At 65.8% G+C, this 25,855-nt stretch carries 26 protein-coding genes; 13 read left to right on the top strand and 13 right to left on the bottom strand.

What is annotated here, in order from left to right:
* Positions 1 to 71: 71 nt before the first annotated feature.
* From E5Z01_RS03390 to lysA, 5 genes are all read right to left on the bottom strand, one after another.
* Positions 72 to 659 carry a hypothetical protein gene (locus E5Z01_RS03390; protein ID WP_135228093.1) on the bottom strand — a complete coding sequence of 196 codons (588 nt, stop codon included), beginning with the start codon at positions 657 to 659 and terminating at the stop codon, positions 72 to 74.
* Complete coding sequence (locus tag E5Z01_RS03385) at positions 656 to 1,366, bottom strand: redox-sensing transcriptional repressor Rex (protein WP_119765815.1); 711 nt, start codon at positions 1,364 to 1,366, stop codon at positions 656 to 658. Before E5Z01_RS03385 ends, E5Z01_RS03390 begins: the two co-directional genes overlap by 4 nt.
* Before the next feature lie 3 nt (positions 1,367 to 1,369).
* Positions 1,370 to 2,542, bottom strand: coding sequence for an SPOR domain-containing protein (locus E5Z01_RS03380; protein ID WP_135228092.1), 1,173 nt, complete (start codon positions 2,540 to 2,542; stop codon positions 1,370 to 1,372).
* Positions 2,539 to 4,200, bottom strand: coding sequence for a tetratricopeptide repeat protein (locus tag E5Z01_RS03375; protein ID WP_240738162.1), 1,662 nt, complete (start codon positions 4,198 to 4,200; stop codon positions 2,539 to 2,541). The genes E5Z01_RS03380 and E5Z01_RS03375 overlap by 4 nt, the downstream gene beginning before the upstream one ends.
* Before the next feature lie 219 nt (positions 4,201 to 4,419).
* Positions 4,420 to 5,556 (bottom strand): diaminopimelate decarboxylase, encoded by a 1,137-nt coding sequence (gene lysA / locus E5Z01_RS03370; RefSeq protein WP_135228090.1) that lies wholly within the window; start codon positions 5,554 to 5,556, stop codon positions 4,420 to 4,422.
* Between the two features lie 47 nt (positions 5,557 to 5,603).
* Between lysA and E5Z01_RS03365 the strand changes: the two genes are divergently transcribed.
* Positions 5,604 to 6,545: an aldo/keto reductase gene (locus tag E5Z01_RS03365; RefSeq protein ID WP_135228089.1), complete on the top strand. Its 942-nt coding sequence runs from the start codon at positions 5,604 to 5,606 to the stop codon at positions 6,543 to 6,545.
* Here E5Z01_RS03365 and E5Z01_RS03360 read toward each other — a convergent pair.
* Entirely contained in the window at positions 6,532 to 7,056 is a 525-nt protein-coding gene (locus E5Z01_RS03360) for a hypothetical protein (RefSeq protein WP_135228088.1), read from the bottom strand. The genes E5Z01_RS03365 and E5Z01_RS03360 overlap by 14 nt on opposite strands.
* A gap of 221 nt (positions 7,057 to 7,277) precedes the next feature.
* On the opposite strand from E5Z01_RS03360, the gene mnmA reads away from it, so the two are divergent.
* A complete protein-coding gene (gene mnmA / locus E5Z01_RS03355) occupies positions 7,278 to 8,447 on the top strand; it encodes a tRNA 2-thiouridine(34) synthase MnmA (RefSeq protein ID WP_135228087.1) in 1,170 nt (389 codons plus the stop codon).
* Between the two features lie 3 nt (positions 8,448 to 8,450).
* Here the strand turns inward: mnmA and E5Z01_RS03350 are convergent, their stop codons facing one another.
* A complete protein-coding gene (locus E5Z01_RS03350) occupies positions 8,451 to 8,936 on the bottom strand; it encodes a GNAT family N-acetyltransferase (protein WP_135228086.1) in 486 nt (161 codons plus the stop codon).
* Between the two features lie 320 nt (positions 8,937 to 9,256).
* On the opposite strand from E5Z01_RS03350, the gene E5Z01_RS03345 reads away from it, so the two are divergent.
* Positions 9,257 to 10,990 carry a PASTA domain-containing protein gene (locus tag E5Z01_RS03345; RefSeq protein ID WP_135228085.1) on the top strand — a complete coding sequence of 578 codons (1,734 nt, stop codon included), beginning with the start codon at positions 9,257 to 9,259 and terminating at the stop codon, positions 10,988 to 10,990.
* Between the two features lie 10 nt (positions 10,991 to 11,000).
* Positions 11,001 to 12,140 carry a cysteine desulfurase family protein gene (locus E5Z01_RS03340; RefSeq protein WP_135228084.1) on the top strand — a complete coding sequence of 380 codons (1,140 nt, stop codon included), beginning with the start codon at positions 11,001 to 11,003 and terminating at the stop codon, positions 12,138 to 12,140.
* A 36-nt stretch (positions 12,141 to 12,176) separates the two neighbouring features.
* On the opposite strand, the gene E5Z01_RS03335 is transcribed toward E5Z01_RS03340, so the two are convergent.
* The 3 genes from E5Z01_RS03335 to E5Z01_RS03325 all read right to left on the bottom strand — a co-directional run bounded on the left by E5Z01_RS03335 (position 12,177) and on the right by E5Z01_RS03325 (position 15,797).
* Positions 12,177 to 13,838 (bottom strand): putative ABC transporter permease subunit, encoded by a 1,662-nt coding sequence (locus E5Z01_RS03335; RefSeq protein ID WP_135228083.1) that lies wholly within the window; start codon positions 13,836 to 13,838, stop codon positions 12,177 to 12,179.
* Complete coding sequence (locus E5Z01_RS03330) at positions 13,835 to 14,605, bottom strand: ABC transporter ATP-binding protein (RefSeq protein ID WP_135228082.1); 771 nt, start codon at positions 14,603 to 14,605, stop codon at positions 13,835 to 13,837. Before E5Z01_RS03330 ends, E5Z01_RS03335 begins: the two co-directional genes overlap by 4 nt.
* 88 nt (positions 14,606 to 14,693) lie before the next feature.
* Positions 14,694 to 15,797 (bottom strand): prephenate dehydrogenase, encoded by a 1,104-nt coding sequence (locus E5Z01_RS03325; RefSeq protein ID WP_135228081.1) that lies wholly within the window; start codon positions 15,795 to 15,797, stop codon positions 14,694 to 14,696.
* 151 nt (positions 15,798 to 15,948) lie between these two features.
* On the opposite strand from E5Z01_RS03325, the gene E5Z01_RS03320 reads away from it, so the two are divergent.
* The 5 genes from E5Z01_RS03320 (at position 15,949) to nudC (ending at position 20,729) form a co-directional block, all read left to right on the top strand.
* Positions 15,949 to 16,707, top strand: a complete 759-nt coding sequence (locus E5Z01_RS03320; protein WP_240738161.1) for a PhzF family phenazine biosynthesis protein — start codon at positions 15,949 to 15,951, stop codon at positions 16,705 to 16,707.
* 56 nt (positions 16,708 to 16,763) lie between these two features.
* Positions 16,764 to 17,576 (top strand): hypothetical protein, encoded by an 813-nt coding sequence (locus E5Z01_RS19390; RefSeq protein ID WP_167757748.1) that lies wholly within the window; start codon positions 16,764 to 16,766, stop codon positions 17,574 to 17,576.
* 129 nt (positions 17,577 to 17,705) lie between these two features.
* Positions 17,706 to 18,731, top strand: coding sequence for an AAA family ATPase (locus E5Z01_RS03310; protein ID WP_135228080.1), 1,026 nt, complete (start codon positions 17,706 to 17,708; stop codon positions 18,729 to 18,731).
* A 10-nt stretch (positions 18,732 to 18,741) separates the two neighbouring features.
* Complete coding sequence (locus E5Z01_RS03305) at positions 18,742 to 19,881, top strand: vWA domain-containing protein (RefSeq protein ID WP_135228079.1); 1,140 nt, start codon at positions 18,742 to 18,744, stop codon at positions 19,879 to 19,881.
* Positions 19,878 to 20,729, top strand: a complete 852-nt coding sequence (gene nudC / locus E5Z01_RS03300; RefSeq protein WP_240738160.1) for an NAD(+) diphosphatase — start codon at positions 19,878 to 19,880, stop codon at positions 20,727 to 20,729. The genes E5Z01_RS03305 and nudC overlap by 4 nt, the downstream gene beginning before the upstream one ends.
* Before the next feature lie 55 nt (positions 20,730 to 20,784).
* On the opposite strand, the gene E5Z01_RS03295 is transcribed toward nudC, so the two are convergent.
* Entirely contained in the window at positions 20,785 to 21,393 is a 609-nt protein-coding gene (locus E5Z01_RS03295) for a DedA family protein (protein ID WP_135228078.1), read from the bottom strand.
* A 178-nt stretch (positions 21,394 to 21,571) separates the two neighbouring features.
* Entirely contained in the window at positions 21,572 to 22,147 is a 576-nt protein-coding gene (locus E5Z01_RS03290; RefSeq protein WP_119765833.1) for a hypothetical protein, read from the bottom strand.
* Between the two features lie 293 nt (positions 22,148 to 22,440).
* On the opposite strand from E5Z01_RS03290, the gene hisZ reads away from it, so the two are divergent.
* Positions 22,441 to 23,586 (top strand): ATP phosphoribosyltransferase regulatory subunit, encoded by a 1,146-nt coding sequence (gene hisZ / locus E5Z01_RS03280; RefSeq protein ID WP_135228077.1) that lies wholly within the window; start codon positions 22,441 to 22,443, stop codon positions 23,584 to 23,586.
* Complete coding sequence (hisG, locus tag E5Z01_RS03275; protein ID WP_135228076.1) at positions 23,583 to 24,218, top strand: ATP phosphoribosyltransferase; 636 nt, start codon at positions 23,583 to 23,585, stop codon at positions 24,216 to 24,218. Before hisZ ends, hisG begins: the two co-directional genes overlap by 4 nt.
* A 92-nt stretch (positions 24,219 to 24,310) precedes the next feature.
* Here hisG and E5Z01_RS03270 read toward each other — a convergent pair whose 3' ends face one another.
* On the bottom strand, positions 24,311 to 24,697 hold the full coding sequence (locus E5Z01_RS03270; protein WP_119765836.1) for a rhodanese-like domain-containing protein: 387 nt from the start codon (positions 24,695 to 24,697) through the stop codon (positions 24,311 to 24,313).
* Positions 24,698 to 24,838: 141 nt separating this feature from the next.
* Here E5Z01_RS03270 and E5Z01_RS03265 point away from each other — a divergent pair, with 141 nt between their 5' ends.
* Entirely contained in the window at positions 24,839 to 25,216 is a 378-nt protein-coding gene (locus tag E5Z01_RS03265) for a helix-turn-helix domain-containing protein (RefSeq protein WP_135228075.1), read from the top strand.
* Positions 25,204 to 25,740, top strand: coding sequence for an IS630 family transposase (locus E5Z01_RS03260; RefSeq protein WP_135228074.1), 537 nt, complete (start codon positions 25,204 to 25,206; stop codon positions 25,738 to 25,740). Before E5Z01_RS03265 ends, E5Z01_RS03260 begins: the two co-directional genes overlap by 13 nt.
* Positions 25,741 to 25,855 lie beyond the last annotated feature (115 nt).

Here is a 25,855-nt window from a genome sequence, read left to right as displayed (position 1 = left end):
ATAACTGAGGATACTCGGTTCTTCATGGTTTCCTTGAGTGCTTCAATAGAAGGGAATCGTCTAGATACTGCTTAACGGCTGGTAAATTGATAGGTTTGTTTCCAGGTGACAGAACTGCCGTTGGCTTGTTCTGCGGTGAAAACGAATTCAACCTGCCAAGGAGCCGTTCCCCCTTGATTACTCATCATTGCCTGGTAATGGGCTACCATCCATTCGTTTGGTATCAGCTGTTTCGCTTCAAAGCCATTCTGGGGCCACAGGTTCGCTCCGGCGGAAACCAGCTTTACGTTATCGGCGCCCATCCAGCATGCCGTCGCCTCCGGCGCAGGAACTGGTGCACCAGTCGTTGTATAGCAGTAATATCCACCCTTGACACCTGTCAAAAGGACACCCTTGGTTGGGGCAATAGGCGAGTTATCGTTGGTGTCCGCGAGATCCCCATTACCGTCTATCAGAGTGGCTGTGTAGAGAAGACGATTGACATCCGGTGCACCTGGTGTACTCACCACCTGACCGCTCACTGCATCTGGGCTACTTGGCAAGGGAGCGTCATAAGAGAGGGCATTGAACTGAACACTGTAAGGCTGAACGCCATTAAGATTGACGTTACTGCATGCTGCCAGAAGAAGGGGTAAAGCGATCAAGGCCAGTTTTTTCATGTGTTTTCCTCCGTATCGGATAGTTTCAGGTGGGGGTTGAGGATGTAGAAGGCCAGGCGCTTCATGCCGGCGAGGAAATCGACGTTCTCAATGACGACGTTTTTCCATTCGTCGGTGGGTTCGTAGATGTCCCCGCGTTCGCTGGTGCGGGGTTGGATGACGATGGGGGCAAAATTCAGAATGCCGCGCACACCGGCTTCGACGAGGTTCTGTGCGGCAGCCTGGGCGTGTTCGGGAGGCACGGCGATGAAGCCCATGTCGACGCGCTGGGGGGTGTGGGCGTGGCCCTGCACGAAGTCGTGCAGCCTGGAGACGTGTTGGATGGGCAGGCTGTGGACTTCCCGGCCGATCAGTTCGGGGTTGCTGTCGAACAGGCCCACGTACTGGAAACGGTAATCGTTCGCGCCGGGGTAGTTGGCGATGGCGTGCCCAAGGCGGCCCATGCCCAGAATAACGACGTTCCAGGTCTGGTTGAGGCCCAGGACGCGCATCAGTTCGCGTTTCAGCAGGGGGACGGTGTAGCCCATGCCGCGCGTACCGAAGCGTCCGAAGTAGGCCAGGTCCTTGCGCACCTGAAAGGGCGTGACGCTGGCGCGTTCGGCCAAGTCGTTGCTGCTGGTGCGGCTGACGTCCTGGCCCTCCAGTTGCTCCAGGATGCGCAGGTATGTGACGAGGCGGCTGATGGCGGCGGTGGGAATCTCGGACATGGGTTACCGGACGCGGAAGTGATCCAGACCGGCGTTGTCCAGGCGGGCTTCGGCCCGCAGCAGGGCGTCACCGCTGTAGGGGCCGACCATCACAGTGGTTTTGCGGCCTTCGGGGCTGTTGACGGTGGGGTTGAAGCCGTTGTCGTGGAGAATGCCGACCAGACGCTGGGCACTGTCCTCGCGGTCGAACGCGCCCACCTGAAGGTATGCCGGGCCACTGGGAGCGGCGGCTTGTGGACGGGCGGGCGTGGTCTGCGTGGTGTCGGGGGTCACATTGGACGCAGCGCTGCTTTCCGTGTCGCTGGCTGCCGCGCTGTTTGCAGTGCTGGCCGCAGGAGCATTGCGCGGGCGGTACAGCAGCGCACTGGGGTAGGCCCGCTGAATGTCGGCGAGGGCCTGGCGGGCGGCTTCCTCATTGGCGAAGGGGCCAATTTGCGCGACGTACTGGTCACCCAGGTCGATGGCGTGCACAGTGTAGCCCAGGCCACGGACATTCGCGGTCTGGGATTCCACAGTTTTGCGGGTAGTGAAGCTGCCCAGGCTGATGCGGTAATCGCTGCGCAGGGGCACACGGCTTTCACTGGTGGCGACCGCACCACCCGTGCGGGCGGGAACGGCCGGGGCTGGAACTGGGGGCGTGGCAGTGGCTGGCGGCGACGCCTCGGGGTCAGCCGTGGCGGCCTGGGGGGTGGGGTTGTCTGGCAGAACCGGCGGGGTCAGCGGGGTGACCGCCGGGGCTGCGGGAGCAGGCGGGATTTCACTGGTCTGCGCCAGTTCGGACGGGTTGCTGGCCGCTGGCGGTTCAGTAGCCGGCGGCTGAGCAGCCGGCGTGGGGGCAGTGCCGCTGGCCGGGTCGATTGCCTGGCTCTTGGCGGGTGCCGCCGAACTCTCTGCTGCCGAACCCTGCACCGCCGGGGTGGCCTGGCTGGGTTGCGGCTGTGCGGCAGGCGGCTGAACGGTCTGCGGTTCGGGAACAGTGCCGGGCGAGGCGGGGATGCTGGGCGTGGCCGTCTGCGGTGAGGGTGCGGGGGCCTGCGCCACCAGCGGCTGGTTGCGCTCGCCGAACATCAGCGTGCCGAAACCGGCCAGCAGCGCCAGCGTCACCGCGCCCACCATGATGTCCGGCCAGCGTCCGGCCGAGCCAGTGCGGGTACGGGCCGGCCGCGCCCCGCTCACTTGCCCGGCTCCTGCACCAGGGCCTGCTGGGCGCGGGTGTTGCCGAGGTTGGCGGCGACCTTGAAGGACTTGCGGGCGTCCTCTTCTCTCAACTGGGCGCGTTGCGAGAGTCCGAGGAAGTACCAGGCATCACTGTTTTTGGCGTTGTCTTTCACGATGCCTTGCAGAATACCTTCTGCTTCCGAGTAACGTGCCGCCGCGAGCAGCGCCGAGGCCAGGTTTTGCCGGGCGGTCAGGGTCGGGTTGAGTTTCATGCTTTCGGTGAGGGCCGCCGCCGCCCCGGCGTAATCCTTCAGGGCGTAGTTGGCCAGGCCCAGCCACAGCGTCACGTCGGCGTTGCGCACGGCCAGGGCGCTGGAATTCAGCAGCGTGCGGGCCTGCGCGTACTGCTGGCGCTGGTAGAGGGCCACCCCCTGTACGTACTGCGCCCGGGCCTGCGTGGCCGCGTCTGGACGCAGGGTGAGGGCCACCGCCGCGTTCTGGGCCGCCTGCGGGTACTGCTTCAGGGCCAGTTGCAGGCTCGCCAGTTCCACGCGCACTTTGGCGTCCCTGGGGGCAGCCTGTACCGCGCCCTGGAAGACCTTCAGGGCGCCGGCGCGGTCACTGCGTTGCAGGCGCAACTGGCCCTCGCGCAGCCAGGCGTCCACGTTGCTGCTGTCCTGAAGGTGCGCGGCCTGCGCCGAGAAGACAGCGTTTTTGGTGTCGCCGGTCAGGGCCAGCAGGTTGGCCTTGTGCAGCAGCAGGGCCGCCCGGTCGCGCCCAGCTTTTACCTGTGTCAGGCCAGCGTCCAGTTCACGAATGGCCCGCTCGGGCAGGCCCTGCGCGGCGTAGATGTCGGCCAGCAGGCGGATGGCCTCGGTGCGCGCGGGTTGCTTTTGCAGCAGGGCGTACAGGCTGGGCAGCGCCTGCGCCCCCTGGTTGGACATGAACTGCGCCTGCGCCAGCCTGAACTGAATATCCAGATCGTCGGGCTTCAGGGCCTGAAGGGCCCCCAGCGTGGTGGTCAGGCCCGCGTAATCGGCTTTGCGGAGTTGTTCGCCGGCCAGGGCGTTCCACACCTGCACCTGAAGCTCCGGGCCGGCCTGGCCAGGCACCAGTTTGGCGGCCTCGGCGTACAGGCTCAGGGCGTCGGCGTAGCGCCCGGCGCGGGTGGCGATGACGCCCAGGTTGTACGGCCCTTCAAAGCGTTCCGGGGCCAGCAGGCGAAACTGCCCCAGTTCAAAAGTGGCCCCTTTCTCGTCCTTGAGGGACAGCAGGGTCATGGCCAGGCCGAAATGCGGTTCGGGGTTGTTGTAGTTCTGCGCGATCAGCGCTTCGTACTGCGTGCGGGCCAGGGGGTAGTTGCCGGCCTTGAAGCTGGCCTGCGCCGCCGTCAGGGCTGCCTGCTGCGGCGCGGTCAGGGGCGTCACGGTGACGGTTCTGGTGGCTGTACTGGAACTGGGAACGCTGGAACTGGGGACACTGGGGGTGGTGACTTGGGCCGCAGCCTGCGCCTGCTGGCTTTGCACCGTCTGGACGACCGTATTGGCCCGCTGAATGAAGGGGACGGGACTGGGCGCGGCGACGTTGTTCAGGGTGTTCTGAATGCCCACGGCGGCTGACGTGTCGATCAACGTTTGCGCGGATGCGCTGGCACTGCTCAGCAGGGCGACGGTCAACAGCCAACGGGTAGCACGGACGTGAGGGGCGACTAATGGACAGTGCATCGTTAAGAGCCTCCTGAGAAGACAGACAAGGTGAAGGTAAGGGGTGCGGTCTTGCATAACCCTTACGAACCGGAAATCCCCCGTTATTTTCGCACGTCGTGCTCACGCTGCCCCCACACATCACCGCCGCGCTGCCCTCCGCCACATTTCCCCGCCCGCCGCGCCGTGAATTTAGATTTCCGTCTGCCAGAGTTCCTGCGGTTCCTCCCGGCGGCGGATCAGCTGCCACTCGCCGCTGCGGCGCAGCACCTCGGCGGGCCGGACGCGGGTCAGGTAGGTGGTGCTCATGGCCGCGCCGTAAGCGCCCGCCTCCCCGACCACCAGCAGGTCGCCGCGCGACGGCTCCGGCAGGGGCACGTCACGGGCCAGCAGGTCGCCGCTTTCACAGGCCGGGCCGGCCACGTCCCACGTTTCCACCTGGGCGCCCCCCCACAACGGCGTCAACGGGTGAGCCGCGCCGTACATCATCGGGCGGATCAGTTCGGTCATGCCCGCGTCGACCAGGCAGAAGTTGCGCCCGGTGCGCTTGACCCCCACCACCGTGGTCAGCAGCACCCCCGCAGGGGCCACCAGGTAACGGCCCGGTTCCACCCACAACTCGGCGTCGAACACGCCCGCCGCGTGGCGCGCTTCCCGCGCGATGCCGTGCAGGTCGGCGCCGATGCCCCAGCCGCCTCCGGCATCGAACACCTCCAGCGGCCCGGTCTGTGACCGGAGCTCGGCCAGCCGCGCGTAAGCGGCCGTGAAATCCTGCGCGTCGCGGATGGCGCTGCCGATGTGAACGTGCAGCCCCAGCGCCTGGTGTCCCGCCTCCCTCAACGCCTTCAGAACCAGTGGCACCTGCTCCGGCGTCACCCCAAACTTGCTGGCCGCCGAACCGGTCGCCAGGTGGTCGTGCGTGCTGATCTGCAAGGCCGGGTTGACCCGCACCAGCGCCCGCGAACGCGGCGGCAGCAGCCCCACTTCCTCCACCCGGTCGACGATGAAAGTGACCCCCAGCCGCGCCCCCAGGTCGTACTCCGCCTGGGACTTGGCGGGGCCGTTGCTGATGATGCGCTCTCCCGGTAAGCCCAGGAACTCGGCGCGGCACAACTCGCCGTAACTGACGCAATCGAACCCCAGGCCCGCGCCCGCCATGCGTTTCAGGAGGCTCAGGTTCGGGTTGGCCTTCACCGCGAAAAACACCCGCGCCCCCCCAAAGGCCTCCCGAACCCGTTCCAGGCCCGCGTCGAGTTCATCCGCGTCGTACACGTAAAGAGGCGTGCCGAAGCGTTCGGCGGCGTCACGCAGCAGGTCAGTAGAAAGCATTTTCTTAATCTAGCCCGCGTATTAGCGATGTTCGCTAGGCTGGGCAGATGCAAACACGCCCCCTGGGACACTCCGGCCTGCAGGTTTCCGTCGTCGGCCTCGGCTGCAACAACTTCGGCCAGAGGCTCGATCAGGCACAGACCACCGCCGTGGTGCGCCGCGCCCTCGATCTGGGCATTACCCTCTTCGACACCGCCGATATTTACGGCAACCGCGGCGGCAGCGAGGAGCTGCTGGGCAAAGCCCTGGGGGCGCAGCGCAAGGACATCATCCTGGCCAGCAAGTTCGGCATGAAAATGGACGACGCGGGCAACATGCAGGGCGCGAAACCCGCCTACATTCGCCAGGCGCTGGAGGCCAGCCTGAAGCGCCTGGGCACCGACTACCTCGACCTGTACCAGCTGCACACGCCGGATCCGGAAACGCCCATCGAGGACACCCTCGGCACGCTGAACGAACTGGTCGAAGCTGGCCTGGTGCGCAATATCGGGGTGTCGAACATGCCCGCCGCCGACGTCCGCCAGGCCGACGAGATCTCGCAGCGTCACGGCTGGGCGCGTTTCACCTCCTGCCAGGACGAGTACAGCCTGCTGGTGCGGGGCGTGGAAAAGGACTTGCTGCCCACCATGAAGGAGCTGAACCTGGGCCTGCTGCCCTACTTCCCGCTGGCCAGCGGCCTGCTGAGCGGCAAGTACCATCAGGGCCAGCCCCTGCCCGAAGGCACCCGCATCGCCGGGTCGCCGGGTGCTCAGGACCGCTACCTGAACGAGCAGAACTGGCAGATCGTGGAGCAATTGCGCCGCTACGCCGAGAGCAGGGGCCGCACCCTGCTGGAACTGGCCTTCTCCTGGCTGCTGGCCCACCCGCAGACCAGCAGCGTCATCGCCGGGGCCACCCGGCCCGAGCAAATCGAGCAGAACATCGAAGCCGCGCAGTGGGCACTGGAACCCACCGAAATCGAAGAAGTCAACCGGATCACCCAGAAGTAAAATCTGAACTCGACTGTTCTTTCTGCTTCTGCGTGATCTGACGGGCGCCGGTGGTGCGGGTGAACACTCCCAGTACCTGATTTGAGTATGTTGTCGTCGCTTTCATTCCTGTGACCAGCAGCGCCAGAAGCAGCGCCGGAGTGATCAGGAAAGTCATGAGGGCGGGAAGTGGTGAGTCGCCCATGCTGCCGAAAAGCTGCCAGCTTATGATCATGGTGAGCGGGGTAATGAACACCATGGCCGCCAGAAAAGCGGCAGGTCTACTGTCGAGGGTCATCCGTATGAGGGTTCCGCCCTCACATGGTTGCAAGATGCCTTCCAGTTGCGGAGCTGCTCCCCTCGCGCCGCGAGTGTTGTACCGGAGCCTGAAACCGCTGTCGTCCACCCGGCCAAACCAGTCGTGGGTGAGGTTGACAGACAAGAAATCCGGCGGCTCGGTCGTTGCCTGACTCAAGCGCCGGGCCACTTCCTGCGGTGGGGCTTCACTGAAGAGCAAGAATTCCGGCTTCACAGTGATGTCCTCACTGTAAAGCCCGACCAGCGGGAGGAAAAAATAAGGACGCCGGTGAGGAGTGGAAGCGCCGCATAGCGCAGAGGTTGGAAGGGATTTACCGGGATTACGATGGATTTTTGCGTCATGTGGCCTCCTTCCTCCAGAGGCATACGCGTGCAGCCCTGAATGAGTTCCTGCCATCACGTTCTTTTGGCCCTCACCTGTTATCCTTGGGCGTTATGACGACGGTCAGCGCCCCCACGAACACGAACGCTACCCCCGCCACGCCAGGCGAGCGGGTGCTGTGCGCCATGTCGGGCGGCGTGGACAGCAGCGTGACGGCGGCGCTGCTCAAAGAGCAGGGCTACCAGGTGATCGGCGCGATGATGCGCTTCTGGCCCGACGACAAGCGCGTGGACACCTTCGACAGCTGCTGTTCGCCGGACGCAGCTTATGAGGCGCGGCGGGTGGCCGAGCAGGTGGGCGTGCCGTTTTACCTGCTGGATTACCGCGAGCAGTTTCAGCGGCACATCGTGGGGCCGTTTATCGAGGAGTACGCGCACGGGCGCACGCCCAACCCCTGCGTGAACTGCAACACGAAAGTGAAGTTCGACGAGCTGGTGAAGAAAGCGAAGATGCTGGGGTGCCGTTACGTGGCAACCGGGCATTACGTGAAGCGCGTGGAGAACGCTCAGGGCGAGGTGGAATTCTGGCGGGGCGACGATCCGCGCAAGGACCAGACCTACTTCCTGTGGGGAACGCCGCGGGACGCGCTGCCGTTCATCCTGTTTCCGGTAGGCGAACTGGAAAAACCCCGCGTGCGTGAACTGGCCGCCGAACGGGGCCTCTTGACCGCGCAGAAAGCCGAGAGCCAGAACATCTGCTTCGTGCCGGGCAAGGTGCAGGATTTTGTGGCCGAGCACATCCCCAAAGTTCAGGGATTCATCCGCGAGATCGCCACGGGGGAAGTGGTCGGGGAACACCTGGGCACGCAGTTCTACACGCTGGGCCAGAAGAAGGGGCTGGGGCTGTACCAGACGCACAAGGTGCGCCACGTGGTTCACCTCGACCCAGCCACCAGCACCGTGTGGGTCGGCGACTATGGCGACTGCCTGTGGACAGGCCTGAAGGCCAGCAGCGCCAATTACCTGCTTGACCTGGCAGACTTGCCGCAGGAACTGGATGTTCAGGTACGTTACCGCACCGCGCCCGTAAAGGCCAGGGTCATTCAGGCCGACGAACACGGCTTCGAGCTTGAATTTGCCGAACCGCAATTCGCGGTGGCCCCCGGTCAGAGCGCGGTGCTGTATGACGGCCCGCGCCTGCTGGGGGGCGGTCTCATTGAGGATCACGTGCGGGAATTGCCGCCGCTGCAAAAGCCACCGAAGAAGCGGGCTGTCGCCGGCTGAACCTCACGACCCGCGTTGCGGGTGGGGCAGGCGCTGCGCCGGGTCGTCCAGGTCGATCTCGTAAAAGTCGAAACCTTCCTGCCCGGACGGGGCCGGCCGGTATCCCATGGCCTGGTACGCCTGCCCGGCCTCGCGCTGATTGGCATACCAGAACACGTAACGCACCGGGCTTTCGCTGGCCCAGTCCGTCACGGCCCGCATCAGGGCGCGCGCCATGCCCTGCCGCCTGAAGTCCGGGGCAGTGTAAAGGTCATCCAGCTTCGCGGTGCGGTGCGAGTTCCCGGAACGCAAATGAGTCCCGTAATCCTGCACCAGCGCGTACCCCAGCAGCACCCCGCCCTGTTCCGCGACGAAGAAAAGATGGTCGGGACGGCTGCAAAAAGCTGGGAAACGCTGCTCCAGTGCCGCTTCATTCTCGACAAAGCCCATATCCAGGAGCATGGGTTTCAACTGCGGGAAATCCTCGGGCCGTGCTGTGCGAAGGTGCATAGGCTGCAGTCTCTCCCGGGAGAGGAGGGTTCGGCATCGGTCGGGTGGCGTAGTTCGATGCGTGGGTGGATTCTTGGAATGCTGCTGAACCGTGCTGACGCCTAATCACTCTGCGGACAGCCGGGTCTGGGGGTTCCAGCACGTCAGGCAACCCTCTGGTTTGCTGTCGCAACGTGATTTCCACCCGAGCGGCTAACGCTGCCGTAACCTCAGTCACTTCATGAGCGCCGCCGCCCTGAGCCACTGCCGCCACCTGCCCTGCTGTCCGTTCATGCTTCTGCCATGCTTGAGGCCGGGCAACTTGCTATGCTGGGGCGCGAATGACGGGGGCGGACGCGACACAAGCAGCAGCAGGGACGCCACAGGTCATTGACGGCAAGTACCGCGTGCGGCGTGAAGTCTCGAAAAACGGTATTTCCACGCTATACGAGGTTGAAACCGCCAGTGGCGAGGGCCGGCGCGTCTCCTGGTTCGATGCCAGCAAACCCACCGACCGCCAGGGATTTCACACCTACCGTCAGGCGGTTCGGGCCATTTCACCGGCGGGGCTGGCGGACGTGGTGGCGAGGCCCGGCGCGTACTACGCCGTGTGGCAGCCCGTGACCGGCACGCCGCTGAGTGAAGCGCTGTCACAACCTGTCAAGCGCCAGGAATTCGTGGACGCCATGGACAACCTGCGGGCGCTGCTGGCCACACACGGGTTCGCGCTGTCCGACGCGGACATCGTGGTAGACGGCCAGATGCCCCGGGTGGCGTACCTGAAGCCTGCCCCGGCAGGGCGCACCGCCGAGCAGATCGCCATGCTGAACGCCACGACCATGACGGCGCTGAACGGCGGGCGCGTCCGGAAAGCCAGGCGGCCCCGCGAGCCGGGCGCGTGGCTGGCGTTTATTCCGGGCCTGCTGTTTCTGGGCGGCGCGGGCTGGCTGGGGGCGCAGGCGGCGCAGGTGTACCTGAACCCGCCCATCGGCGAAGTGAAGAACGTGACCGGAAAACCCGCGAGTGAAGCAGCGAAGCAACTCACCGGGGACGGCTTCCGCGTCGAGTACACCTACGGTGACAGCGGCGGCGTGCCGGTGGGGGCCGTGATCCGGCAAGACCCGGATCCTGGCACGGCCCTCCCGACCGGACGCCTGGTGTCATTGACGGTGAATAACCCCGCGCCGCTGACCGTGCCGAAACTGGAAGACCTGACCTTGCAGCAGGCCCAGGCGCCGCTGAAGGACAACGCCCTGAAACTCGGGAAGGTCATCAAGGTGGACGGCACCCTGAGCAACACCCCGGCCGGGCGCGTCATTGCGCAGGTGCCCGCACCCGGCGCGACCATTCAACGCGGTCAACCGGTGCAGGTCATGGTAAGCACCGGCGTCAAGGGCCGCGAAACGTGGATTCCGAACCTGGAAGGCATGACCTTCGAGCAGGCCCGCGCCCACGCCCGCGCTGCCGGGCTGGTCGTCACCGAGGTGAAAAAGGAACCCAGTGACCGCGCCGAGAACATCGTGCTGCGCCAGGAACCCAAGCCGTTCGTACGCGTGGATGTCGGCAGCCGGGTCATCCTGGTGATCTCCACCGCAAAATTCACGCCCCCCAGCACGCCGACCGCCCCGCTGCCGATCCCGCCGCCCTACGTGCCGCCCCCACCCCCGGTCGAACCGGAACCCGGCACTGGCGCTACGCCCGACAGCAGCGTCACCGACCCCACCCCTAACGATGGGCAGGGCGCCGTGACCATTCCGGCTGTGCCGGACAATACCCAGACCCCCCCGGACACGCAGCCGATCAACCAGAACCAGACGCCGGCGGAAATTCCGCCCACGCCCGCCAGCAACGGGGCGCGTCCCGTGAACTTCGCTTACGTGTTCCCGGCTGGCCTGCCCGCCGGCTCCTACTCGGTGGTGGTGCAGGACGCCGACGGCGAACGCCAGATGATGCCCCCCACCGACTCCACGCAACTGGCCGGGCAGCAGGCGAACGCCAGCGCGACCGTGCGCGGCAACGCCGTGTTTATCATCCGCGTGAACGGCGCAGAATACGCCCGCGTGAACCCGCAGTAGACCCGAACGTATGAGCATTTACCTCGATTACGCCGCGTCGCACCCCATGACGCCCGCCGCACTCGACGCTTACGCCCGCGCCGCCGCGCTTCCCGGCAACCCCGCCAGTGTGCACGCCGCCGGGCAGGTCGCCCGTGAGCTCCTCGAAGAGGGCCGCGCCCGCTTGGCGGCTGCCCTGCACGCCGACCCGCGCAGCCTCATTGCCAACAGCGGCGGCACGGAAGGCAACAACCACGTGCTGCTGGGCGCAGCGCAGGCATGGGAACAGCAGCACGGCCGGCCCGGACACCTGATCACTACACTGACCGAGCATTCCGCCGTCCTTGCTCCGGCCAGGCACCTCGCCCAGCGTGGGTGGAACGTCACTTTCCTGCACCCCGAAAGGGGCGGCGCTTACACCCCCGCACAGTTACGAGAAGCCCTTCAACCCGACACCGCGCTCGTGTCCATTCACCACGCCAACAACGAAATCGGCACCGTCCAGCCCACCCCGGAACTGGCCGCCATTGCCGCCGAAAAAGGTGTGGCGTATCACGTCGACGCCGTGCAGGCCCCCGGTGTCCTCCCCGTCGACCTCAGCGCGTGGGGCGTCACTTTCGCTACCTTCAGCGCCCATAAGTGGGGCGGGCCACGCGGCGTGGGGTTCCTGTATGTCAAACGCGGCACCGAACTCCCGCCCGTCACGCTGGGTGGGGGGCAGGAGAGCGGCCTGCGGCCCGGCACGCAGAACACCGCCGGAATTTACGCGGCTGGCGTGGCCCTCACCGAGGCGGAGGGTATGCGAGACGCCACCTTTGGGCACCTCACGCACCTTCGCCGGCATTTCATGGACGCCGTGCAGGACATCCCCGACCTGCGCTTCAACCAGCCCGGGGGCGCCAGCCCCAAGATCGTCAACCTCACCCTTCCCGGGGCGGACGGCGAAGCCCTCCTGATGAACCTCGACATGCAGGGCGTCAGCGCCAGCGCCGGCAGCGCCTGTAGTGCCGGCACCATGCAACCCAGCCACGTCCTGACTGCTCTTGGCCTCAGTGAAGCGGACGCGCGTGCGTCTCTGCGCTTCAGTTTCGGGCTGGGCACCACGCTGGCAGAAGTGGACACCGCCGCTCAGGCACTGCGGCAGGCGGCGCAGTGGAGCCGGAGCGGCTAACCTCACGGGGAGCAGTGCTGGCGGCGCTGCGGTCAGTCACTCCAGCCTGTCCAGGCGTTCCCAGCCGGTTTTGAGGCTGAGCCAGGTGCCGAGGACGGTGACCACCAGCAGGCCCACGAGTCCGGCCAGACCTTCTGGTGTGGCCAGGGCAGAGTAGGCGGGGTACAGGTCCGGGCGCAGGACGCTGGCGGCGGCCGGTTTGGCGAGCAGCAGGAGGCACAGGACGCTGTACGCGAGGCTGAGGCCCATGAAGGCCAGGCCGCCGGGGCTGACGCCAATTTCGGCGGGGTTGTCGGCGTCGAATTTGGGGGCAGCGGCGCCCAGGCCCACGCCCAGCGCGGTAATCACCAGGGCGTTGCTGAGGCTGACCAGGACGCTGAGCAGCATCAGGGTCGCGCCGAGGTTCATGGCGTGGGCGCTGGCAATCCCCATGACCAGGCCCAGCAGCGCGGTGGTGGGCAGCACGCCCCAGAATTTGCTGGTCACGATCTGCCGGGGGCTGATGGGCGCGGTGCGCAGCAGCCAGTACGCCCTGGCCTCGCTGGACACCGCCGGAAAGGCCAGGCGCACGGCCACGCCGGCGATGATGAAGCCCTGAAAAGCCAGTTGCACGTACCCGAGGATGCCCCGGAACTGCGCCATGGGAATGGGCACGGCTTTCACGCTGACCAGGTACACCCCCGCCAGCGCGACCACGACGAGCAGTTGACTCCACTGGGTGGGGTCGCGCAGGGTCACGCGCAGATCCTTGAAGGCCAGGCTGCCACCTGCTCCCAGGCGGGCGAAGGTGTTCTCCAGGCGCGAGGCGCGGCGCGGGGAGGGGTCGAGTTCAGGTTGGCTGGAGTCGAGTGCCCTGGCCCACCCTTCCTGGTAGGCGCGGGTGGCGAGCAGGGTGGCCGCCACCAGCAGCGCGCCCGTGAGCGCGGTGAGGGGAAGCAGTGACCCGGAAAGTTGCCCGTGCGCGGCCTGCCAGATGCCCTGCGACGCCCACGATGGCGGCAGCAGCGGGCTGCTGGGGCTGGCGAAGTTCCGCAGCAGTTCCTCGAAGCGGCTGGGATCCTGCATTTTCTGCACGATCACCTCGGGACGCAGGGCGCGGATGGCGTATACCAGGCCCGCGCTGAACAGCACGCCCAGCGCCGTACTGACCTCGCGGACGCGGCCCACTGGGGCGACGCGCATAAGGCCCACCGCCAGCAGGGCGCCCAGCCCCACCGGCGCGGCGAAGGTCAGTAGGGCCGCCAGCAGCATGGCCGCGTAAGCCCACAGCGGCGCGTGAAAGAACACGCCCACCGTGAACAGCAGCGGAATCATCAGAAAGGTCGGCACCAGCGCCGTGTTCAGGAACGTCTCGAAGACCTTCAGACCGAACACCCGGCGCGTGGCGAGTGGCTGGGTCAGCAGGAAATTCAGGTCGTCACTGAGGTAAAGCGTCTGAATGGCCGTGGTGGTGGCGCTGAAGGTCACGCCGCTCGACAGGGTAATCAACCCGATTTCCAGCACCCGGGCAAACACGTTCGTGCCGATGTCCCCGAACTGACCCAGAAAGTTCAGGGCTTTCCAGGTGCCGTACACTTCGGCCCAGCCCAGGAGCAGCGCCAACCCCGCCACCAGCATGAACCCCCATTTCGGTGCTTTCCGGAAGGCGTTTCGCAGGGCCGTGGTCTTCAGGTTCAGCAGGTTGGCGGGTGATGTCACACCTTCTCCGCAACCTGTCGCTGCTGCTCGGCCTGTTCTTCCTCCAGCAGCCGAAAGAAAATGCGTTCCAGGCTGTCGCCATGTACGCCCCCGGCCGCCGTTCCGGTCTGGGCACGCAGTTCCTCCATCGTTCCCTCGCCCAGCACCTTGCCGCGGTCCAGCACCACGATGCGGTCACACACGGCTTCGGCCAGCGGCAGGCTGTGCGTCGTGAGCAGCACCGTGCGCCCGCGGTCGGCGTGGGCGCGGAACAACTCGCGCACCTGTCTGGCCGCGTGCGGGTCGAGGCCCACCATCGGTTCGTCCACGATCAGCACGGGCGGGTCCGGCAGCAGGGCGGAAATAATCGCCACTTTCTGCTTCATGCCGTGCGAGTACGTTTCCAGCAGCTCGTTTCCGAAGTCGGTCAGGCGAAACAGCGCCAGCCAGCGGTCGATGGCGGACTCCATGTCCGGCACTTTGTACAGTTGCCCCACAAACCGCAGCAGTTCGCGCGCCGTGAGTTTTCCGTACAGGTAAGGCCGGTCCGGTATGTACCCGAACGCCGCCTTGGCCTTCAGCGGCTCGCGCCACACGTCGAACCCCTGCACGCGTACCGTCCCGGAGGTGGGGCGGGTCAGGCCCACCAGCGCCCGGATGGTGGTGGTTTTTCCCGCGCCGTTGCTGCCCAGCAGGCCGAACACCGCGCCCGGCTGCACGGTGAAACTCAGGTCGCCCACCGCCGTGTGTGGCCCGAAGCGCTTGGTGTAATGCTGAACCTCGATCATTGCCGCTCAGCGTAGGAGAGGGCTTGTCTCGGGCCTCTGACAGGAGAAGGGGCGCAATGCCAAGCAGGCAGCACGCCCTCACCAGGAACTATCGGCGGCTGCGCACCTCGAACCCCTCCTGCGTCAGCAGTTCGGCGGCCTGCGCCACCGCTTCCACGCTTTCCAGGCCCAGCCGCAGTGCCCCGCCCTCCTCGCGGATGGCCAGCACTTCGATGTCCTTGATGTTCACGCCCGCCGCCCCCAGCGCCTGCGTGACCCGGCCGATCTGGTTGGGCCGATCCGGCATGGCCACCACCAGATCATGCTTTTGCGGCAGCAGGCTGCGTTTCACGACCGGCAGGCTGTCGCGCGTGCGTTTGCCCTCCTGCGCGGCGGCCAGCAACTCCTCGGGGTCTTCCAGGTCGGCTTCCAGGCGCTCCAGTTGCCGGCGAAAGCGTAAGAGCGCCTCACGCAGCGCGGCCCGGTTGGCGACCACCATGTCGCGGCTCATGCGTGGGTCGCCGCTGGCCACGCGGGTCAGGTCACGAAACCCCCCGGCGGCCAGCAGGCTCAACCTTTCGTCGCGCGCCACCAGGTGCGTCAGGGCCAGGCTCGCCAGATACGGCAGGTGGCTGACCGTCGCCACCAGCGAGTCGTGCGCGTCGGGCGGCATGACCACCGGGGCCGCGCCCAGCTCTTCCACCAGCGTCCGCACGCGGCTCAGGGCCGTCAGCGGCGTGTGGTCGGTCGGGGTCAGCACCCACACGGCGTTCTCCAGCAGGGCCGCGCGGGCGTGGGTCACGCCGCCGCGTTCACTGCCCGCCATCGGGTGTCCCGGCACGAAGTTGCGAACACCCAGCGCTTCCAGTTCGGCGGCAATGCCACTTTTCACGCTGCCCACGTCGGTGACCAGCGCCGCTGGATTCAGGAACGGGGCCAGTTCCCGCGCCAGCGCCGGCAGCACCCGCACCGGGGCGGCCAGCACCACCAGGTCGGCGTCGCGCAGCCACTCGCCGGGCTTGGTCTTGATCTCGTCCACCACGCCCAGCGCCTCGGCCTCCTGCAAGGCAACGAAACTGGCGTCGTAGCCGATAATTTTCCTGGCCAGGCCGCGCTGCCGCAAGCCCAGCGCCAGCGAACCCCCGATCAGGCCCACTCCCGCGACCACCGCCGTGTCAAAAAGCGTGTCGGGCAGGGAGTGGGGCGCGGTCATGGCGCGAGGCTAGCACGCTGGATTTCCGGCCCCCTTCAGAGGTTCAGACTTGAGCGTGCCGTCCTGCGGGTGTGGTCAAATATTCGGCGTGAGAGAGTCTGGTGCGGTGTACGACGTTTTCGCCCCCCGTGGTGCCGCGGGAGGCAAACGGGTGGCGGTCTTTACGGAAGCAGACGGAGATTTGCAGGCACGGGCCGCCGCTTCCGGCGTCCCCCTGAGCGTATTTATTCAGGAGATCACGCCCATCAGCATACATTTGCGGGTGTTCACGCCCACCAGAGAGAGGGGCGAGAGTGATTCGGCCAGCATCGCCGCGCTGCACGGCGCCCAGGCCCGCGGCCTGAATGCTGATTTTGCCGATGTGATCAGCGGGAACAGCGTGGCACCCGCGCAGTTCTGCGGCGGCGAGTGGCTGCTCAATCAGGGGGTGGTGAGCGTGCAGGACGTTCAGGCCGACCTTTCGAGCCTTCACCTGCCAGCCACCGGAGCAGTGCATACGGCCTCCACCGCTCGCCCCAACCTCGTGATCGAAGTGCCGACGCTGGACGCCCTGGACGCGTTTCAGCCGGACTTGGGCACCATCTCGCGCGTGAACGAGGCTACAGGGACGAGTGGCCTGGTTCTGTACACCAGGCAGGCCCCAGCAGAGGGGCCGCAGCGCCGCGCAGACGTGAGCTTCCGCTGTTTCGGGCCGCTTAGAGGTTTTCTGGAGGACGCCGCCAGCAGCAATATGCTCGCCTGCCTGACGGGCGTGCTGCTGCGCCGCCGCCTGCTGAACCCCGACGAGAACCTCCTGCGCGCCGCGCAGCGCTGTCCCGGCCACCCCGCCTTGCTGACGGTGCAGTACGCCGGGCCGCAGGACGCCGTGTGGGTGGGGGGGAAAGCCAGGCCGGCCGAAGTGGGGGCGTGAACCTCCCCATAAGTTCGCCTCATCTGCCTTCTCATCGGCAGGGCTAGGCTGTTCTCATGTTTGATTCTGACCGTGATGAAGGCCATTTCCCCCTGAAACGTCTGCTGCTGCTGGGCGCACTGGTGGGCGCGGGCGCGTACTACCTGAGCCGCGAGCAGAACCGCAAGGCGCTGGACGCCAAGCTGGCCGAACTGGGCCTGAAGGACTCTGTGAACGACATGAGCACCAGCGTCGCTAAAGGCTGGGAAAAAACCAGGGACGCCGCCCAGAACGCCGGGAGCGTCATTGCGGATAAGACCCAGGATGTCAAGGAAGCCGCTGCCAGTGGCGCTTCCGCGGCCGTGGAGAAGGCCAGGGAAGTTGCCGGGGACGTGAAGAACGCCGTGGCTGACGCCGCCGACCAGGCCAAAGACGCCGCCGGGGACGTGGCCGACAAGGCCAAGGACGCGGCTCAGGACGCGCAGAAAGCGGCCGGCAACGCCGCCGATCAGGCGAAGGACAAGGCGGCTCAGGTGGCCGACCAGGCCCGGGACAAGCTGGACGCGGCCAAGGACAAAGCCGCCAACGCAGCCGACCAGGCCAAAGCGAACGCCGGGCAGGCCGTAACGGACGTCAAAAACGCCGCTGCCAGCGCCGCCGGCACCGCGCAGGACAAGCCGGTCGACTGGGCCGCCGAACTGCGCAAAGTCACCGGCTCGCTGGGCGACAAGGCCCAGGACGCCAAAAACGACGTGAAAGACGCCGCGCACGACCTGAAAAATGATGCCAAGGACGCCGCCAACAACCTCAAGAACGACGTGAAAGACGCTGCGCAGGATGCCAAGAACACCGCGCAGGACATGAAGCGCGACGCGGAGCGCAAACTGTAAGCCATTACGCTTAATCGAACCCTGAAGCCCTGGCGTGCGTGCTGGGGCTGATTTTTTGTCTTTGCCGACCCCCGGCTGGGTAAATGTTCTGTCTTTGCTTTGTGATGCCGCAGCGGGGACAATGGGGGCATGAGTCTGACACCGCACGAACTGGAAACTTACCTGTCTGCCCTGGTTCGGGGCCAGCTGAAAATCGCCACCATGATCTGGGGGCCGCCTGGGGTGGGCAAAAGCAGCGTGGTGTCGCAGATTGCCGCCGCTCACAACCTGGAATTCGTGGACGTGCGCCTGTCGCAACTCGCGCCCACCGACCTGCGCGGCCTGCCCGTGCCGGAAGCTGACGGCCAGGGCAGCGGCGTCAGCAAGTGGTACCCGCCGGAATTCCTGCCCCGCGAAGGGCACGGCATCCTGTTCCTGGACGAGGTGAACATGGCCCCGCCCACCATGCAGGGCATGGCGCAGCAACTGATCCTCGACCGCAAGGTCGGCAGTTACGAACTCCCGGACGGCTGGTTCGTGTGGGCCGCCGGCAACCGCAAGGAAGACCGCGCCAGCGTATTCGATATGCCCGCGCCCCTCGCCAACCGCTTCCTGCACCTGACCGTCCGGGCCGACTTCGACAGCTGGCGCAGCTACGCCCTGGGGAGAGGGCTGCACGAGCACGTCATCGCCTTCCTGACCTTCCGTCCCGAACTGCTGCACCGCCTCGACCCCGCGCAGCCCGCCTGGCCCAGCCCGCGTGCCTGGGAAATGGCCTCGCACCTGCACCGTGCCGGGCTGGACGTGTCTCCTGCCATTGGCGAGGCCGCCGGAGCCGAATTCAGTGCCTTCGTGCGGCTGTTCGAGCAGCTCCCGGATCTGGGCGAAGTGCTGTCCGGCGGTGGCGCCGGCCTGAAACTCCCCGACGAACCCAGCGTCCGGTACGCCGCTGTGGTTGGCCTGGCGGCCCGCGCGGCCAGCGCCGACGAGGCGTACCACGCCTTCCAGTGGCTCGGCAGCGCGGCCGGCCCCGAATGGCTGCAACTGTACGTGGCCACCCTGGTCAGCAAATTCCAGGCCATCGGGCAACTGGGTGAACTGGCTGGGCTGCTCGGACGTGACCCGCGCCTGGCCGAACTGGTGCAGGGAACACTGGCGCTCACGGAAGGCGTGTGAGGCGGGTGGCATGACCCAGCCCATCCCCATCACGCCTGAATTTCAGCGGCTGATTTCTGGTTCGCGCCTGCGGCTGCGGGGCAAGTCGGCTTTCTTCGCCACCTTGCTCCTGCACGCAGAGTTCGTGCCTTCGCGTGAGGTGATCGGGGCGGGCACGGATGGGGAGCGCGTGTATGTCAACCCGGAAATGGCGGCGAGTCTGCCGGGTGACGTGCTGGACAGTCTGCTGCTGCACGAGGTGCTGCACGCGGCGCTCTCGCATGTGGAGCGGCGTGGGCCGCGAGAGAAGAAACGCTGGAACAAGGCCGCCGACCTGATCGTGAACGGCATGGTGGCCGCTGCCGGGTTGCCCACCCCGCCCAGCTTCAACCGCGACGAGCACCTGGAACGCCTGAGCGTGGAGGAGGTCTATACCGCCATCGAGGGCCAGGACGGCGATGGGGACGGCGACGAGGGCGACGACCTGCTCGACGGCCCCCCCGGCGACGCGCCGCCCAAACAGGGCAGGAACAGCCGCGACGTGGCCCGCGAGTGGCAGCAGGCCCTGGCGCAGGCCCGCAGCGTGGACGCCATGAGTGGCGGTCAGGGTCACGACCCGCTGGGCGCGCACCGCGAGTTGCAGCGTCTCGCCCCGGCGCGGCTGGACTGGCGCGCGCAGCTGTGGCGCTTCCTGGCCCGCACACCCGTGGATTTCGGCGGTTTCGACCGGCGCTTCGTGGGGCGCGGCCTATATCTGGAAGCGCTGGACGACGAGAGCCTGACCGCGCTGGTGGCGGTGGACACCTCCGGCAGTGTGGACGACGACGCCGTGCGTGCCCTGGTGGGCGAGGTGCAGGGCGTGCTGGGCGCATACCCACACGTGAAAGCGGTGCTGTACTACGCCGACACCGAAGCCTACGGCCCGTACGACCTGCGCCCCGGCGACACCATCCCGGAGCCGCAGGGCGGCGGCGGCACGGACTTTCGCCCCATTTTCGAGCTGCTGGACAAGCACGAACCGGACGTGCTGATCTACCTGACCGACGGATACGGGGATTTCCCGCCGCAGGCCCCGAGCATCTCGACCCTGTGGGTGGTTCCGCCTGGCGGCCTGGAAGACGAGGGCTTTCCCTTCGGTGACGTGCTGCGCCTGGAAGAGGAAAGCCGGTGAGCATTGCCACCAATACTGGCGCCACTGAACGCCCCGGTGATTTTCTCGACGACCTGAGCGTTCAGGACAGCCCGGACGCTCTGAAGTTCGTGTTCAGCGGGGGAAAACTTGTCCTGCGTGGGCAGGCCCTCCCGAAATCCGGTGAACTGAAGACACGCCCCCTTACCCCCCTGGGGACATACCAGGGCAAAAGTGTCCTGGTGGGTGTCCTGGAAGGGGAGGTTCCAGAGGGTTTCACGCTGTCCAATGTTCGGGCCACTTACGGCGTCCTGCCTGACGACCTGTTCGGCCTGGCGGGACTGGCACACCAGATCGTCGAGTTTCACCGCACACACCGTTGCTGCGGCGCGTGTGCCAGCGAGTTGCAGAAAGGCGACCCGCAAGGCGGACGGGGACGCTACCGCAAATGCCCGAACTGCGGCCTCAGCGTTTACCCGCGCGTGGCCCCCGCCGTCATCGTCCTGATTTCACGCGGGGAAGGGCCAGACACGGAATTTCTGCTGGCCCGCGGCCCCCGCCAGGCGCCGGGCGTGTACACGACCCTGGCCGGTTTCGTGGAACCGTCCGAGACCCTGGAGAACGCCGTTCAGCGCGAAATCCTTGAGGAAGTCGGCGTGCAGGTCGGGAACATCCGGTACCAGTTCAGTCAACCCTGGCCGTTCCCGCATTCCCTGATGCTGGCCTTTACCGCCCGGTATGACAGCGGCGAGATCACCCCGCAACCCGGCGAGATCGAGGACGCCCAGTGGTTCCCGGCCCTTAAGCTCCCCAGCATTCCGCCGCCTTTTACGTCCAGCCGCCGACTGATAGACGAGGCTCTGGGCACACTGTCACTGACGACACGGTAAAACGCGGAACGCCCCGCGGCGCCTTCCAGCGGGGCGTTCAGAGGACGTTCCGGAATTAAGTCCTGGGCGCGCGGCGGGCTTCCAGCACCTTCAGGAGCACCGGAATGGCGCTCAGGACGATCACCACGGCGATGATCAGCAGAATGTAATGGTCGAGATCCGGAATGCGTTGCCCGACGTAGGAGGCCAGCGCCGGCAACCCCGCGCCCCACACGATGGCCCCCACCACGCTGTAGAGGGCGTACTGCCGGAAATCCATGTTGCTGACGCCCGCCAGCGTCGGCACGACCGCCCGCACGAAGGGAATGAAGCGCGCCAGCATCACGGACTTCGGGCCTTCTTTGGCAAAGAATTCCTCGGCCCTGACGCGGTACTCCGGTTTGAACAGGCGGCTGTGCTGACGGCTGAAAATAGCCGGCCCCCACCTTTTGCCCAGAAAGTACCCGATGATACTGCCCAGGATGGCCCCCGCCACCACCGCCACAATGACGCCCCCCAGGTCGAGGTGCACGTTCCCTTTCTGGTTGGCCGCCACGATTCCCGCCGCGATCAGCAGGCTGTCGCCCGGCAGCGCCGCGCCCACCAGCAAGCCCGTTTCCGCGAACACCACCAGGAAAATGCCCACGTAAGAGAAACCGAGAATGACGTCAATCCAAGGCTCCACCGGGTCAGCTTACCGCCTGGCTGAGCCCCATCTCGTCAGTCAAAAGATGTTGCGGCGGGCTGGATGCCCAAAAAAAGGCATTCAACCCCTGTTTTCCGACAGGCTACGCCCCACACGCCGCAAAGGTTTTGCTGTCTTTTTGCTGTGTCCGGTTGCTGTGCTCGGCTACTGTACCCGGTCACTGGGCCCGCACAAACGTCTTGTTGCCCGCCTGATCCAGCACTTCGATGTCGGCGTAGATGCCGGTGGTTTCGGCGTAGATGTCCACGCGTTTGCCGGGGGTGATGTTCAGGCGGTTGCCGTCCACCGTGACCTGCGCGACCTGAATGTTGTCGGTGGCCACGGCTGTGACGCGAATGCCGTTTCGGCCGAAGCGCGTGAAGCTCTTGACGCTGAGGGTAGGTTTCGTGGCGTCCACGCTGATGGGCAGGTTCACCTTCGTCTCGTGGCCGGCCGCGTCACTGGCCGCCAGGGCGTAATCGGCCTTGGCGCCCGGCACCTGCGCCTGAAACTGGAAATTCGCTATTTTTTTCGTTCCCGACGAGAGGGGAATGCTCTTGCCGTTCACGGTGATGCGCGTCACGCCCGTGTCGTCCAGCACGTATCCCTTCACCATGGGGTTCCTGATCTGGCTGACACCCCCGCTGGCCGGACTGGTGACGAAAATGCGCGGCGCGAAATTGTCCGCCGTGCGGGCACACCCGCTCAGGACGCTGGCGAGCACGAGGGCGCAGGGGAGGGCCGGGAAGCGCATACGAGGCGCAGTATAGATGGAAGCCGGAGGTTTGGAGCGCGTGCTTCAGAGAAGCGCCTGTGGAGAACCCTGCCAGCGTCGGGATTTCTCTGTCGGCCAGCAGCGGTGATCCATCCACCTTAATTCGTCTGGGCCGCGTGGCCTGTGTTTTCGTGTGGGGCGCCTGGAGCATTTGACAAAGAACGCAGTGATTTTGTCCGAGCGGGGCGAGTGAATTTAGACGAGCAGGACGGAGAATGGAGCGCTCTGGGGTGCTGTTCCACAGAGCGCGGAATTCGGAGAACTGCTCTAGAATGCCTCTCGTGAGTTCTTCGGCCCGCTCTGTCCTGAATCCTTCTTTAATTCCCACGGGTACGCGGGATGTGCTGCCTGCCGAGTTCGCGGTGCGCGAGCATCTGCGCGGCAAGCTGTCGGCGTTGCTGCATGTGTGGGGGTATCAGGGCGTGGAGTTGCCGGCGCTGGAACTGGCCGACCGCCTGCATCCGCAGGACGACAAGGCGTTTAAACTGATCGATTCGGACGGGGAAGTGCTGGCCCTGCGCAGCGAGTTCACCACCGCGATGGGCCGCCTGGTGCAGACCCATTACCCCCACGGGCCTTATCCGCTGCGGTTGCAGTACGGGGGGCGCCTGTGGCTGCGCACCCAGACCAGTGAACTGGGCCGCCTGCGCGAATTCACGCAGGTGGGCGCGGAACTGATTGGCGTGGACACCCCGCGCGCCGACGTGGAACTGCTGGCGCTGGCCCAGGCGGCGCTGGAAGTGGTGGGTGTGAAAGCCGAGCTGGAGGTAGGTTTCCCCGGTTTCGTGGACGCCGTGCTGGAAGACGCCGGATTGCACGGCCCGGCCCGTGACGCGCTGCACGGCGCCATCGACCGCAAGAGCGGCGCGGACGTCGACCTGCTGGCCCGCACGCATGGCCTAAGCCGCGACGTGACGCGCACGCTGCACCGCCTGCTCGACCTGTACGGCGAAGCGGAAGTGCTAGACGAGGCGGCCCGCCTGGCCCACGGGGAACGCGCCCGCGCCGCCGTGAACCACCTGCGCGACGTGGCCGTCCTGTGTCCCTTTCCGCTGCTGTTCGACCTGGGGGTCAGCCGCCGTTACGGGTACTACACCGGCCTGACCTTCCGGGCGTACACGAACGGCATCAACCAGCCCGTGCTGGGTGGCGGGCGTTACGCCCTGGCGGGTGGCCTGCCTGGCGCGGGCTTCGCCATTGGCCTGGAGCGCCTGACCCGCGCCATTCCCCCCGGCGTTCCCCCACAACCCGAGCACGTGCTGGCCCTTGACCTGCCCGCCGCGCAGGCCGCCCGGCACGCTGGTCTCATTGCGGAACTTGCCTGGACGGACGACCTTGCAGACCTCCGGAAGTACGCCCAGACGCGCGGTATCCAGCGCTTATTGCAAGGCGCAGACCTGCAGGAGGTGGGCGCATGACCCCCGCCCCCACCCGCGACCCGGATCATCTGACCATCGCCCTGCCCAAAGGCCGGATTATGGACGACGCCATTGCCCTGCTGGCTCAGGCCGGGTTGCCCCTCACCACGCCCGAAGCATCGCGCGCGCTGCGGCACGAGTACCCCGGCGTGACCCTGCTGGAACTCAGAAACCAGGACGTACCCGTGTACGTCGACCTGGGCGCCGCCGACGCCGGCATCGTCGGCAAGGACGTCCTCGTGGAGTCCGGGCGGGCCGTGTACGAACCCGTCGACCTGAGATTTGCCGCCTGTCACCTGTCCCTGATCCGCGAGAAAGGCGCAGGTGGCCCCATTCACCGCGTCGGCACCAAGTACCCGCGCAGCACCCGCGCCTACCTGAACGCCCGGGGCATTCCCGCCGAGATCATCAAGCTTTCGGGCAGCATCGAACTGGCCCCGCTGACCGGGCTGGCCGACGCCATCGTCGACCTGGTGCAGACCGGCAGCACCCTGAAGGCCAACCACCTGGAGGAACTGGACATCCTGTACCACTCCAGCGCCCGCCTGATCGTGAACCGCGCCGCCCTGAAACTGAGGCGTCACCGGCTGCGGCCCCTGATCGAGAAATTGCGGGAACTGACGGGTGAGTAACCGCCACCTGGGTCACAGAAGACGCAGTCGTCGGCCGCTTCCCCAAACGTCCAACCGCTCAAAGTGCAGGCGGGAACACTAAACCCTGTAACTCACTCTGCTTTCGTCACTGGCTGCCCCGCTTCGCTCCAGGCTTTGAACCCGCCGTCCAAATGGGCCGCGTTGCTGTACCCCAAGTCGTTCAACATGTCCGCCGCCAGCGCGGAGCGGCCCCCGGAAGCGCAGTGCAGAATCACCCGCCGATCCGGCTGGAATTCCTGGCGGTGGTACGGACTGCTGGGATCGGCCCAGAATTCCAGCATGCCGCGCGGCGCACTGATCGCCCCGGGAATCACGCCGGTCTGCTCGCGTTCCCCCGGCTCGCGGATATCGACCAGCAGGGCGTCCCCCTGCTGCAATTCGTCGGCGACCTGCTGAGGCGTGAGGTTCTCGACACGTTGCTTGGCTTCCTGCACCATCTGCGCGGCCGTGCGTGGCATACCTTTCCTCCTGACCTGGAACTGTACGGGCACCCCTGGCTGGGCCTTTCCCGGCGTCACGGTGTGCCTTCGTAGGAGCCTTCAGTTTACCTCTTATTCACACCGCCGCGCTTTCCTTCGCCAAGCGGCAAGGCGCGGGTCATGACCCGCGCCCGCATTCTGTTGCTCTCACACCAGGGAACTGCCGATCTCGAGATCAGCCGTGCCCTGGGGGTCAGCGTGCAAATGGTGCGTGCGACACGCAAGCACTTCGTCCTGGGGGGCCTGGAAGACGCACTGTTCGATGGACTACGCACAGGACGTCCAGCCAAATTCGGTGGCCAGGATCGAGCGGCGATCACCGCGTTGGCCTGTAGTGAGGCACCAGAGGGTCATAGCCAGTGGAGTATTCGTCTGCTGGCAGACAAAGCCGTCGAACTGCAACTCGTTGACGGCATTGCGCCGTCAACGGTGTTTTACATCCTGAAAAAAACGAAGTCCAGCCGCATCGCAAAAAGCAGTGGTGCATCGCGCAACTGACCGCGCGATTTCTGTGCGAGATGGAACGGGTGCTGGACGTGTACATGAGGCCATATGACGAACAGAATCCCGTGTTGTGGTTCGATGAACAGCCCTGCTTTCTGATCGGCGACAAACTGGCCCCGGTTCCCATGGAACCGGGTAAGGTCGCCAGGCAAGACTCCGAATACGAGCGTTTCGGGAGTGCCGTCGTGCTCCTGGCCATTGAACCGCTGACCGGGCGACGCTTCGTCAAAGTTTGTGCGCGCAGAACAGCGGAAGAGTACACCGAATTCATGCAGGAACTGGAACGGGCCTATCCGCAGGTGGCACGCATCACCATCATTCAGGACAACCTGAACACCCATCATGGCTCCAGTTTTTACAAGTGGTTGCCGCCAGAAGCCGCTCACCGACTGGTGAACCGCTTCGAATGGATCTATACCCCAAAGCATGCCTCATGGCTGAATATGGCTGAACTGGAATTCAGTGCGCTCCAACGACAATGTCTGAAGCGGCGAATTCCCACGCTGCTCAGCACCTGACAGGTTGAGTTAAATGTCGATCAGGACGCAGAAAAAACGACAAAGGGCGGTTTCTGGTGCGTTCACACACCCAGAAACCGCCCTGAACCATCTTGACACCTTCACGGCCTATCTC

Source organism: Deinococcus fonticola (assembly GCF_004634215.1).
Taxonomy (GTDB): Bacteria; Deinococcota; Deinococci; order Deinococcales; family Deinococcaceae; genus Deinococcus; species Deinococcus fonticola.
Note: the sequence above shows the minus strand (reverse complement) of the source record. Positions and strands in the feature narration are given on the sequence as shown.